Raw genomic sequence first — 13,327 nt, 5'->3', positions numbered from 1 at the left:
TTATAAATTATTGTCCATATGTTTTTATTTTTTCTTATTCTTGTTATTTATACTATTGAGTTCCTTAGAGAAAGAATAAGGCAGGTCATTATCGTTGACCCCTCTGCTCTGATTCGGAGCCGGAGCCATCCGGTAGTTAATGGTAGTCCCTTTCAGCAGTTGGTCATGACTCAGGTAGTTTTTGGTATGTACCTGCCCGTCTACGGTCATTGACTGTACATACCTGTTGGCCTTATTGTTGTTTGCTGCATCGATAACCACTTTATTGCCGTTCTCCAGGTTGAGTGTCACTTTCTTGAACAACGGTGAGCCTAAGATATACTCATCAGAGCCCGGACATACAGGATAGAAGCCTACCGCCGAGAATACATACCAGGCCGAAGTCTGCCCGTTGTCCTCATCCCCGCAATAACCGTCAGGGTTAGGGGTATAGAGTTTGTCCATCACCTCACGTACCCAGTACTGGGCTTTCCAAGGTTCGGCTGAATAGTTGTACATGTAGATCATGTGCTGTATCGGCTGGTTGCCGTGTGCATAGTTGCCCATGTTCATTATCTGCATCTCGCGTATCTCGTGGATGACTCCCCCGTAATAGCTGTCGTCGAATAACGGCGGCACGCTGAATACGGAATCCATCATCCGGTTGAATCCTGCTTTGCCGCCCATCAGGTCGATCAGGCCCTGGGGATCGTGGAATACCGACCATGTATAGTGCCAGCTGTTGCCTTCGGTAAAGGCGTCCCCCCATTTCAGCGGATTGAACGGGGACTGGAACGTGCCGTCCTGGTTCTTTCCGCGCATCAGCTTATGCTCGGGGTCGAACAGGTTCTTGTAGTTCATCGCCCGTTGGGCATAGATATCTATTTCTTTGGCAGGCTTACCCAGCTTCTTGCCCAGCTGGTAGATACACCAGTCGTCATAAGCATATTCGAGTGTGCGGGCTGCATTTTCATTTATCTTCACATCATAAGGGACATATCCCAGCTTGTTGTAATACTCCCAGCCCAGACGGCCGGTAGAGCTTACTTTGGGATGTACGGCATTGGCTCCGTGTATAACGGCCTGCCAGAGTGTTTCGATGTCATAGCCTCTCAATCCCTTGAGATAGGCGTCGGCAACGACGGAGGCCGAGTTGTTACCCACCATACAGCCGCGGTGTCCCGGACTGGCCCATTCAGGGAGGAATCCGCTCTCCTTATAGGTATTAGCCAGTCCTTCCTGCATCTTGGCATTCATATCGGGATACATCAGGTTCAGGAACGGGAACAGGCAGCGGAAAGTATCCCAGAATCCTGTGTCGGTGAACATATAACCGGGTAATACTTCGCCGTTGTACGGACTATAGTGAACGGTCCTGCCCGCTGCGTCCATTTCGTAGAAGCTGCGCGGGAACAATACCGAGCGGTAGAGGCATGAGTAGAATGTGCGCAGGTTGTCGATGTTGTCATCTTCCACTACGATACGTCCCAGTACCTTGTTCCATTGGTCACGTCCTTTCTGAGCTATCCGGTCGAATGAGTCGTTACCCAGTTCTTCCAGGTTGAGTTCGGCCTGTTCGGGACTGATGAATGAGGATGCTACCCTTGCATGCACGATTTCTCCTTTTTTAGTGGAGAAGCCGATTATCCCTCCGGCATGGTTATCGGATACTTCAAGTCCGCCTTCGGTAATATTACCGCCGGCCACCGATGCCTTGTATGTAAACGGCTTGTCGAATACGACAACGAAATAGTTCTTGAAGTTTTCGGGTACCCCTCCGCTGTTTTTGGTGGTATATCCGACAATCTTGTTTTCCCCGGGTATGATTTTGACATATGATCCTTTATCGAAGGCATCTACCACAACGAACGACTTATCGTTTTCGGGGAATGTGAAGCGGAACATAACAGCCCTTTCTGTGGGAGCCATTTCGGTTACCACATCATGGTCGGCCAGATAAACTTTATAATAATATGGTTTGGCTATTTCGGCCTTATGGGAAAACCAGCTGGCCCGTTTGTCCTGGTCGAAGACGGCTTCTCCTGTCACCGGCATGATGGCGAACTGGCCGTAGTCGTTTATCCAGGGGCTTGGCTGGTGTGTTTGTTTGAAGCCGCGAATCTTGTCGGCATCGTAAGTATAGGCCCATCCGTCACCCATTTTACCGGTCTGGGGCATCCAGAAGTTCATTCCCCATGGCATGGCGATAGCCGGATAGGTGTTGCCCGTGGATAGAGAATGCTTAGATTGTGTGCCTACTAATGGGTTAACATAGTCCACAGGCATATAATCCTGAGCTGTTGACGTGAGAATGCTCAAAGCGCACAATAATAAAGAGAGGATCTTTTTCATTTTTGTTATTTTCCTTTATATTGTTAATAGGAAGAACTGTTATCAGGAGGGATAACAGTTCTTCATTAATTAGAATATTTCACTCAGGTACTTCTTGGTCTGATCTGTTCTGTAATGCATTCGCACCCGCCATATCATTTCCTGTACGCTTACTACCTGAAAGTTGTCATCCAGATGATTCATGCATAATTTAGCAGCACTTGCTCCATTTTTATCTCCATTCGTATTTTCGGCTAATTCGTCATTCGAGTTTCCTATGTCCTTAAATTTACTCCATGCGTGGACGGAAATAAGTGAGAATGTTTCGTCTTTGGCTTCTTCTTTCAATCTGTTTGCCACATATGCAGGAGTACCTTCGCGAGTCGTATTGCGATTTCCAAAATTCCATAAGGAGTATTTTACTGTGATAACGGGAATGTCGTATCCTTTTTTATTGGTTATCCATATAATTTCACCTTCACCACCGGCATAAGGAGAGTATTGAATCGCTACAATTCCTTCCAACTGATCATTTGCATCTACATAAGCCTGAAAACCTTCTTTTGCTGCAGCTGATTTAACATCCTGAGCAATAAGACCTAGTACTTTAACACGATGTTGACGCATACTTGCTGCAACACTCTTAGCGATTTCCGCTAATCTCTCACTCCTATTATTATCAACACCAAAATTATCGGCATATAAATAGCCTCCGCCCAGAGCCTCAATTAAGGTGTAATTAGGCTTTTGCTGATTTATAATATTGGTGAATTGTGCGGGTGCGGTCATTGCCAGATTACCCACAGGTAGTCCGAATCCCATCTTCATATCATTTGCATCGGCATTCTGATAGAATTCCCCGACAAAATTATTCATCATCCATTGGATATTATCGCCATCAGATAAGTAGAATGAGACAAAATTCTTTTTCAAATCATAGTTAATAAACTGAGGATTTTCCACTTTGGCTAATGTAGCCGTTTGACGGCTCTTGTATAATAAAGAGGTCAGAGGCATATTGTATATCCAATCGCTAGGTACCCATGTATGTCCTGTTTTTGATGCCCTGTTTACAAATAATGCTTCATCAACACCCTGTTCCCACCCGAATATAGGTGCTCCGGGCTCCAGCCAGTTTAATACTTCAGCAAATATATCCAGGTTTTGCCCTGATGAAGGGTCTTCCTTCTGTTTGTTGATATTTAGTACAAACAAATTGTTTTTGATGGCGAAGTCACGAAGTTCACCGGTTTGTACAGGCATAACTACCAACGCTTTTTTATTACATTTATCTTTAAATTCGCGCCATGCATCTGCAGTCGTTTTATTACGTGCATCGTATTTCATCGTATAGCCTGCTGCTTCGAAGCTGGCTTTGTCCCTGATATCTACTATAATTGAATTGTAGACGTGGGATGCAACGGAAGCAACGATATTACTTTCAGGATTGTTTTCTACATCGGTTAAAACATATCCGTCAAAGTAATCTTTAAGCTGTATATTTACACCATCAGAGGGTCCGTAATTGTTTTTTGCCAGTTCTAATCCACTTTGCATACCTTGCTCGCTGATACCCATATTCTTCAGGGCCTCTACGGACAACTTATAAGATTCCCTGCCACCATGATCGTGCATCCAAAAGCCAACCTCACTTTTTCCTTCATCTACAGCCCGATTGGTTAGGCCGGCCATAGACTGGCATAACAGGTGGTACTGAAGGCCCCTGATCTCTTCTGTCCATCCAAGCTCGTTACGGCTGCCAACGTTCAATACCTCCACGCAATTCCAGTATTTCTTGGGTTTGGTAGTCATTTCGGGGAAAGTATATTGCCCTACATTTGCAACCGGGTCATACTGATCCATATAGAGACTAACATTGTTTTCTTCATTTAGCCCCATGTTCTTTGTAGGAGAAGAATAATCGTCACAACTGCTTGCTCCCAGGCTACATAATAGCCCCAGAATAATATATTTGATTTTCATTGTTGTCATATTTTAGTGTTTTTTTAATATCCTGTATTTTGACCGAGCCCTTTTATTTTGTTTATTTCATCCTGAGGGATAGGTCTGACCAGATGGTTTTCATTTAGGTTATCGTATGCCGCTACGAACGGATTGTATTCTTTCACACGGGTAAGTAGTGTATTTGTACGTTTCAGGTCGAACCATCTGTCATGGTCACCTAGTAATTCCCGTGCTCTTTCATCCATTATTGTATTAATGTTTAAAGAATTTAATTTCATTTGTTGCTCATACGTGTTTTCATCTTTAGCTGCTCTTTTTCGGATCGAGTTTATACGTTCCAGTGCAAGAGAAGAATTACCAGCCCCTAAATAAGCTTCTGCTGCAAGCAGGTATGTGTCTGATAAGCGAAAGACTACATCTTCTCTCGAACCCGGACTGCCCCAATCTATCTTTGTGTCTTTAAATTTCTGAATCATGGGCATACGGTCGATAGCATTTGCCAGAATCGGTAAAGCTGTTGACTGAGGATACCAGTTGTAGTCGCTGCCTGACTTGAACGGATAGTATTTCACTGCTCCTTCATCCATTCCTGAATTGTCATTCCAGCGAGGGAAATAGATTCCCAAATCACCGAATTTGGCATTAGCCGGATTGTTGATTAAGAACCGGCGTTTGAATGTAGCATCATATCTGGTATCGGCAACCGGGTCGGTAAATAGTTCATGTACTTTAGGTATTACCCAGTAATAACGGCTCATGGATGAATAATCGGCCTGAACTTTTGTAAACATATCGGGTTCCAAGGCTGTGATATTAAACCCGAATTGGCTTTGTTGAGAGTTGCCATTGCCTATATAATTCTTATCAGAACCATATTGAATAGCCCAGATTACTTCCGAGTTGTTCTGGTTATTTTCGTCATATACATCGCCATAATTTGCTAAAAGACTATATGGCTGAGATGTGGCTTCAATCAATTCATCCAGAGTGGAAGCCGCTTTGGAAAAGTCTGTAGTTTCTGCATAGGACTTGTAGGCGCGTGTCAGGTATAACTTTCCAAGTAGATGCAATACGGCAGCGTTAGTAAGACGTCCAGGTTCTTTTGTGGTCATATCCAGTTTGCCCTTGATTGCTTCCAATTCATCTATCATAAACTTATAGATAATTTTTTCATCAGTACGTTCGGTTTCTGTGATAATGCCTGTATTTTCTGTTGTATAGAAAGGAACGGCACCGAAAGTTTCTACTAAATAATAATATCCCAGTGCACGGAGAAACCGACCTTGCGAAGTGATGCCATCGTAGTCGCTGCCTGCTATTTCAGGGGTACAACGCGTTAGCAAAGTATTTGATTCCTGTACTATTTTATAAAGGTTTTTCCAATATCCTCCCACTATCGGAGCAGTAGAGTTGAATGTTTTGTCATAGCCGTTAAACATTCTTTCCACAGGGCTTTCTGTAATTGCCATATATAAATCTGTACCGAAATACTGGACTTCACCTGTACTGAATACTGAACGGTAGCGATAATATATGTCGATCAATAGTTTCTCTTGCCCTTGTTTTGTATTATAATATTCATCAGTTATAATAGACGGCGTATCCGAATTGAGGAAATCTGAGCATCCTGCCAAGGTTATTGAACAGGCCAATAATCCGTATTTTAATGTTTTTAATATCTTTTTCATGTGTTATTCGATTTAGAATGAAATGTTTACGCCTAAGGTAAATGTCATTGGATAAAGAGATAATTGCGTATATGCATTCTCTCCGATAGTTTCAGGATCCGGACCTTTATATGAAGTAAATGTGAACGGATTTTGAACAGCTCCATATACACGGGCATTCTTTAGGCCAGATTTTTTCAATATATTACCTGGTAATGTATAACCTAGTGTTATGTTTTGGATTTTCAGGAATGAACCAGATATTTTCCCTAAAACCTGTGTGTAGTATGATTGGGCACCCACCTGAGGGTAGTCATTGCTACGATTCTCAGGGGTCCAGTATTTTACATCCAGTTTGTTCCAGTGCTCATTGTCCCATGCTGTAAACATATATGTGAAGCCGTCGTCGTACATACCTCCATAGCGGCCATACATGTATATAGACATATCCCAGTTCTTATATGTAAATGTATTTGTTATACCCATAGTCCAGTCAGGGGAGGGTGTCCCTAATACTTTGTAATCGCGTTCATCCAATACACCATTGTTATCAAGATCTTTTACATGTATATGTCCGGGAACCTGACCATATTTGGCAGCTTCGGCTTTTTCGTCTTCCTGCCAGATGCCTACCTTTTCGAAATCGTATATCACGCTGATAGGTTGTCCTATAAACCAACGGTTTGCCAGATCATCTTCACCTGTCCCATATAGTTCCTTGATCTTGTTCCTGTTAAGTGAGAATGTAGCATTTGTTCTCCATGAAAAATCGGATGTGGAGATATTCACAGTGTTTAGCCCTATTTCAATCCCTTTATTTGTAGTACTTCCTATATTTTCGAGGATAGAAGAATACCCGTTTATGCTGGCTACCGAGCGAGCGAATATAAGGTCTTCTGTCAGTCGGTTGTATATATCTATTGTTGCACTTACCCTGTTGTTGAGTATTCCGAAATCCAATCCATAGTTCCATTCCGACATCATTTCCCATTTCAGGTTACTGTTGCCCTTGGTATCGCTTAGTCCGAAACCATTTTGACCTGTAGAACCAAATGTATATTTGCTAAGATCGAGCTTACTCTTTGTTATATCGTAATTTATATTGTTGTTTCCACTTTTACCCCAGCTTACGCGTAGTTTCAGGTTACTGAGCCAGTCTGCACTTTTCATAAATTCTTCTTCGCTGAGTCTCCAACCCAAAGCGAATGAGGGCATAAAACCCCATTGGTTTCCTGTAGCTAAGCGGGAAGACCCATCGTAACGACCGGTTGCTGTCAATAAGTATCTGTCTTTTAATGTATAATTTACGCGCCCCATAACAGAAAGCATGGATGATTCCCAGTAATAGCTTTTAGCTCCTGTTATCTGGTCTGCAGTTTCAAGGGCATGCCAGTCTGACTGATAAGGCAATCCAACACCTTTCATTTCAGAACCTTTATGTGTATCCTTCTGAGCACTGAAGAGCCCTATTACATTTAATTTATGTATGTCATTGAATGTTTTGTTATAGGTTGCGATGTTATCCCATACATAGTTAAGGTTTACACCTTCTCTTCTGAAGGCATCCGGATCGCTTACCCCTTGTTTGGCCTGTGTATATGTTCCTATCCATTCTCCGTATACATCGTTGTCATATTGTACAGCTATCTGTGATTTCAGAGAGAGATCTTTGATGGGCAGGAATTCAAGAAAGCCTGAGAAGTTGGTATAACGCGCTTCTGTTTCTTTTTTATTATTCTCAATCTGCACAAACGGATTTATCTTACTGGATGTAGGCTGTACATTGAAAGTATATTCACCATCATAACCGTATGGGCTAACAATCGGAGGCAGGAAATATGCATTTACTAAAGCGTCATCGGCTCCATGATTTGTTTTATTGAATGATATATAGCTGTTCATTCCCATCTTGAACCTATCCGACATACGATATTCCAAACCTATATTCGCTGTAATACGTTCGAAACTTTCATTACCTATCATACCATCGTCTTTGAGATATCCCAAACCAAAAGTATAGGACACTTTGTCTGAACTGCCGGAGGCACTTATATTATGACTGGTAACAATAGACTCGTCAGACAGCTCACGCAGCCAGTCGTAATATTCTCCATATTTAATCCTGCGCTTTTCGTCAGCAGTAAGGAAATCGGGACGCATCAGGGAAGAATCTCCATATTTCTTTTTCCACAAGGCGATTCTGTAATCGACATACTCCATGCCATTACCTTTATTCCCTATCATATCGGGTATCCGGGTTGGTGTTTTTACTCCGACAGACCCATTATATTCGACATTGAATCCAGGCCTTTTATTAGCACCCTTAGTTGTTATAATAACAACCCCGTTAGCTCCTCTCGACCCATATATTGCGGAAGAAGATGCATCTTTCAGTATATCGATAGATTCGATGTCGGCACTGTTCAAATGTTTCATCCCCGATTGTGATGGTACACCGTCAATAACAAAAAGGGGTTCGTTAGAGAAATTGAATGAGTTTACCCCACGTATCTGGATGCTCATGTTCGCACCCGGACGGTTCGAGGTTTTATTAACCAATACACCACTTACGCGGCCGTTCAGGGCTTCGGTTACATTGACCGTCATCGCTTTCATCAATTCTTTATTATCCAGACTCTGAATTGAACCTGTAAGGTCTTTCTTTTCCATTGTTCCGTAACCGAAAACAATAGTTTCTTTCAATTGCTGGCTATCCTCTTCCAGTTCTATGTTTAGGTTGATAGCTTTTGAAATAATAAATTTTTGAGGAATAAAACCCAGGTATGAGACAACTATCGTTTTACCTTCAGTTACATTTAATTCGAAGTTACCGTCTATATCAGCAAGCGTTCCGGTTGTAGCACCTTCAATGACTATACTCGCTCCAGTCAGAGGTTCTTTCATGCGGTCTTTTACAGTTCCTTTTACTGCTATGGTGTTGCTTTGAGCAAAGACCTCTGTAGAATAGCAGCTAAGAATAAGTATAAGCAATATGCATACTTTAGTGAATATATTTCGATTCATAGTAATTGTTTTTTATAAATATTAGATTATTGAGCTACAGGCTTCCATTTGTATGATCCGACAAGTTTGGCCGTGTGTTTGCCTGTTTTATCAGGAATGTTAGTATTATCTGCAGGTACGATAGTAAAATCCCATGCGCAAGTCAGGTTGGCTTCTGTTCCTGTTACATCCGAATTCATTAATGTCTGTATTTCCGTTTGAGTTTTAGCCTTGCTCCATAATCTGAACTTCTTCATGTAACCGGTCATACAACGATTATTATCTTCGGGTTCCATGAATGCATACATTTTCAGATTGCGTGTATTTGGCTGATATTTTTGTAATGTTGCACCATCATATATATCATTTGTTTTGCTAAAGAACAGTTCTCCGTTGATATACATCTTCAGCTGTTCACTTGCTGCACTTTCGTCGTATACAGCAGCCAGGTGCATCCATTGTCCGTAAGTTTCCGGATATGCTTTGCCCCACTCCAGTACCCGGTCTTGTTGTGGTCCCATCCCCATTGTCATACGGAGATTAGATCCCATAAAGTTTATCATCCATCCTTGCTTCACTCCGTTACCATCATGGCTGAATGTGGCGATGAAATCACCTATGGCAAATTCGAAGAAATTAGCATCATACTTGAGCCAGCTCTCAACAGTAAATGTGTTGGAACCTCCATAGGCGGCAGATTCGCCAAAATCGATATATCCTTTTTTATCGATACCGAATACAAGTAATTCACCAGCTGATCCCGCAGGGAGTGTCATCTGGTAGGAATTCATAAATTCAGCTATAGCTTTGTCCGATGCTACACAATAATTGTCGATCTCGAATTGTAGAACAAACATTCCGGCTTTAGCTTTCGAAATACCTGTTTTAAGGTCTTCGATAGCTTGTAACAGATTGTTCGCATTTTCCTTAGGGAAGGTTCCGTCTTCTGTGCCTATTTTGGCAGTATCCAGCATATTCTGCATATCCGAAAGATGACTATATAGGCAATCTAGATTAATATCTGCGACATTGTCTTTTTTGTCAGAGCATGAAAATGCAATAAAAAAGACGAGCAGCAAAAAACTAATCTTCATCCCCGGATTTTTTCTTTTATCAAAAAAATTCATGATAATAAAAATTTAAGGTTATTACTTATTAAAAATTAATACTGTTTGTTTTGAGAAGATTGCGGAATGTGTCTGATAAGATATTTCCGAATCTTCACAAAAGTATTATTTGGTAAATATAAAGGGGGTTAAAAGGGGGTTAAAAGTGGCTTAAGACGCCAGACTTTTTTATTAATCGGACGTTTAGATGTTAAAATGACAAGGCCTGCACACTTAGTCTTTCTTTAGAATAGAAGAGAATGTGTAAGGCAAATCTTGTTTATTTTCTTTCTTATATTCAATTGCAAATAATGCATATTTTTTTTTAGCTTCTTCTGTTTGTTTCAGATTATTCAAGGAATTTATCAGATAATACAAAGCTTTTTCATTCAGAGGGTCTGTTATAAACAGAACTTCTGAAAGATGAATCGTATGAATGTAATTCTGACTATCGTATGCTTTCTCTATATAAATGGGTAGTATTGACCGGATTTGGGCTTCTATTCTTTCCTTAAAAGAATCTAGCTGCGTATCGTCTGATGATTTCAGAAATTTGCCGCGAATTAGGACTTCTATTAATTGAGAGTTACTTTTTATATTATTTTCTGAATGAATTAGTTGTTCGAAAAGGAAGCAGTCGCAAAAACAATCATCGGTTAGCTCAATTTTGAAATATCCTTTATCAAAAAGCAAGTCAATGCCATTTAAGTCCGAAAGAATCTTCCTCAGATGATTTAGTGTAACATTCCGGAGATTCTTTACATTAAATTCAGAGCGGTCGGGCCATAAAGCCTCGCTGAATTGTTGTGATGAAATGCCATCTTTTAGACTATGTCCCAATATGAGCAGAAATGCCTGCTTGAGCCTGGCACTGAACATATATGTAATATCCCGTCCGTTTTTATCATATACGGTGAACTCACCGAAAAGATAAATAGCATTTGCTTTATCTTTTATTTCTATATTAGGTTTGACCGGAATGGAAATTTCTTCTTTCTCTGAAGCCGTGATCTGTATCTTTTTATTTCTCTTTTTATAGTAAATCAGAGTGGTAAACAAACCTGTCAAAAGTAAAAAAATAACAAGCCAGAACCATGTGTTTATAACGGATTGGGGGGTACTGTATGTTGTCAGTTCGGTTTTGTTTATAGAGGGATAAGCTAACGAATAGAAGCGGGTAACGGACGAACCGTTATCCTGAAATTCCTGAACTGTACAATAAAATTCTTTAAGTTTATGATTGAAGTATAGATTTGCATTTGTTGGTATTTTCTCCGAAAGTATAGGAATCGAGTCGCCTAGTATTGTGTAACTTCCGTTTTTTAAGGAAAACCGATATAATTGCAGGTAGGAATTGGGTTTGTGCTCAGGATAGCATAATGTATAGAAACATGAATCGTTGAGCATAATCATATTCCGGGTAGGAACAATATTTTCCGGTTGCCATGACAAATTCCATAATTTTTTAATGTTTTTGCTATCCAGATCCACTTGGTATAAATCGTATAAATAGCTTCGCCCGATGGTTTGATCCCCGGATTCATTTCCCATCCCGCCAAAGATGAAAAGCTGATTTTTTGATTTAAAACTGGCCATACCGGAAAAATAACGGGGCATAATCTTATCCCCATTAAAGATCAACGTATCCCATTTGCTTTTCTCTATATTAAATGAAAGGAATTCCTTGTTATATTTTTGATTGCCGAATCCGCCAAAAATAATATATCTTTTGTTTTCCGTGTCATAATATCCATTATGATGGTGGAGTTGCATGGGCAAATATGCTGTGCTTACAGATTTCCATGTTGTATTTTCTAAGTTAAGTGAAGCAATTGTAGTATTTCCTATCGGTAGATTATTAACTTCATATATATATAGCTTGTCTTCTTTATCATCGACAAAACTGGTGCCGAGCTGTATATCTACAGGTAGTTTGTTCGCATATTTTTTGATCAATACATTGTTTGTTCGAAGATCGAATGAAGAGAGGGAATCGGTATTAAAGAATAATATATTTTGTTTGGATTCATCATAATTAACTCCGCCTACTGTTTCCGATTTATATGTGTAGCGGTGTTTCCAATAATACGCAGTATTTATAAGCCAAACAGGATTGGATACATGTCCTATAACTTTACCTTGCCAGTCATGTACATTTTCGCCATCGCTTTCTTTTAGAGGAAAGCGCAATAGTTTATTATCGTTTTCAACCTCCAGATTGCGTAAAGCGAAAACCGGTACATCAACAATATGATCACTTTTCCCAAAAAATATTTGAGGGTGAAACTGTTTTGGTAAGCCGGGATTATTTACTGTGTATTCTTTGTCGTTTATAGATATAAGTAATTTGTTGTCATTCAATAGAAAAGTGACAGAAACAGTCTGCCATTGGTGGTTACCTAATATGTTATTAGGCAACTCTATGGAAATCAGGTTATCTATACCCTCCGCGTTGAATTTAAAGAAACTGTTTTTGTCGTCTTTGTAAGTATAGGTTAAGTTATATGTTTTGTTGGTATCCTTGTCCTTTAAGCGGAATATATAGCCAAAACTGTTAAATTGTAGAATTGATATTTCGAAACGAATGGAGAAGCTGTTCTTAAAGGTTGGTATTTCTTTGTCGAACACAGAATATGAAGTACGGTCTTCTATTAATTTATCATTTCCCTGAAACTGCAAACCTTGTGCATAGCAGCTTAATGTAAATATAACTCCAAAGAATATAGATAGATATAACTTCATAAATTTACCAGACATATTTAACTTAGCCAAGACTACTCACTTTATACAATTAAAATGAAAACAAATTTAAGAAAACTATAAGAACAAACAAAGTCTATCCTTTTAAAGAGATGCGTTCACGACTTTTGGTTACCTCGCAATTAAACCGGAATTTGTTTTGCAGACGAATAATTAAACATAAAATCTTTCCTGTAATTAATAAATTGACTTATTTCGGTTAGAATATTTAGCTTGTTTTATCTCTCGATATTAACTTAAATTGCAAATCCGAGTAATTATTTATTCTAAAAAGATCGGCATCTTCTAATATTATTAATAAATTTGTTCATCATAAAATATTCATTAATAGTTTGTTGTTTTATTAGGTGTCTTTTTTTATTCGTTTTTTTTGCTTTGGGTGTTGCAAAATAAATAAAAAGAACTACCTTTGCATCCGCTTACCGAGAGAGGTATACGAGAAAAACGAAAGGTGCTTGTCGAGTTTTATCCTGATAGATTTTCTTGGGAGATAAAAAATTGAAAAATCAATGGTTT

Annotated in this window: 6 protein-coding genes; all 6 read right to left on the bottom strand. The window is 39.8% G+C overall.

What is annotated here, in order from left to right; genetic code table 11:
* Nucleotides 1–24: 24 nt before the first annotated feature.
* The 6 genes from HMPREF9455_RS19720 to HMPREF9455_RS19695 all read right to left on the bottom strand — a co-directional run bounded on the left by HMPREF9455_RS19720 (nucleotide 25) and on the right by HMPREF9455_RS19695 (nucleotide 12,793).
* Nucleotides 25–2,331: a GH92 family glycosyl hydrolase gene (locus HMPREF9455_RS19720; protein ID WP_006801525.1), complete on the bottom strand. Its 2,307-nt coding sequence runs from the start codon at nucleotides 2,329–2,331 to the stop codon at nucleotides 25–27.
* A gap of 69 nt (nucleotides 2,332–2,400) precedes the next feature.
* Entirely contained in the window at nucleotides 2,401–4,302 is a 1,902-nt protein-coding gene (locus HMPREF9455_RS19715; protein WP_006801524.1) for a GxGYxYP domain-containing protein, read from the bottom strand.
* A 14-nt stretch (nucleotides 4,303–4,316) separates the two neighbouring features.
* Nucleotides 4,317–5,963: a RagB/SusD family nutrient uptake outer membrane protein gene (locus HMPREF9455_RS19710; RefSeq protein ID WP_006801523.1), complete on the bottom strand. Its 1,647-nt coding sequence runs from the start codon at nucleotides 5,961–5,963 to the stop codon at nucleotides 4,317–4,319.
* A 12-nt stretch (nucleotides 5,964–5,975) separates the two neighbouring features.
* The gene (locus HMPREF9455_RS19705; protein ID WP_006801522.1) at nucleotides 5,976–8,966 is read right to left on the bottom strand and encodes a SusC/RagA family TonB-linked outer membrane protein; all 2,991 of its coding nucleotides are present in this window, start codon (nucleotides 8,964–8,966) and stop codon (nucleotides 5,976–5,978) included.
* A gap of 26 nt (nucleotides 8,967–8,992) precedes the next feature.
* Complete coding sequence (locus tag HMPREF9455_RS19700) at nucleotides 8,993–10,039, bottom strand: LamG domain-containing protein (RefSeq protein WP_148401930.1); 1,047 nt, start codon at nucleotides 10,037–10,039, stop codon at nucleotides 8,993–8,995.
* A 246-nt stretch (nucleotides 10,040–10,285) separates the two neighbouring features.
* Nucleotides 10,286–12,793: a kelch repeat-containing protein gene (locus HMPREF9455_RS19695; RefSeq protein ID WP_006801520.1), complete on the bottom strand. Its 2,508-nt coding sequence runs from the start codon at nucleotides 12,791–12,793 to the stop codon at nucleotides 10,286–10,288.
* Between the last annotated feature and the right edge of the window lie 534 nt (nucleotides 12,794–13,327).

Origin of the sequence: Dysgonomonas gadei ATCC BAA-286, from assembly GCF_000213555.1 — a bacterium.
Lineage (GTDB): Bacteria > Bacteroidota > Bacteroidia > Bacteroidales > Dysgonomonadaceae > Dysgonomonas > Dysgonomonas gadei.
This window is presented reverse-complemented; position numbering and strand designations above follow the sequence as displayed.

Bases quoted from the DNA above. Each gene is read 5' to 3' on its own strand.
- HMPREF9455_RS19710 (WP_006801523.1), bottom strand. From the start codon at position 5,963: ATGAAAAAGATATTAAAAACATTAAAATACGGATTATTGGCCTGTTCA.
- HMPREF9455_RS19720 (WP_006801525.1), bottom strand. From the start codon at position 2,331: ATGAAAAAGATCCTCTCTTTATTATTGTGCGCTTTGAGCATTCTCACG.
- HMPREF9455_RS19695 (WP_006801520.1), bottom strand. From the start codon at position 12,793: ATGAAGTTATATCTATCTATATTCTTTGGAGTTATATTTACATTAAGC.
- HMPREF9455_RS19700 (WP_148401930.1), bottom strand. From the start codon at position 10,039: ATGAAGATTAGTTTTTTGCTGCTCGTCTTTTTTATTGCATTTTCATGC.
- HMPREF9455_RS19715 (WP_006801524.1), bottom strand. From the start codon at position 4,302: ATGACAACAATGAAAATCAAATATATTATTCTGGGGCTATTATGTAGC.
- HMPREF9455_RS19705 (WP_006801522.1), bottom strand. From the start codon at position 8,966: ATGAATCGAAATATATTCACTAAAGTATGCATATTGCTTATACTTATT.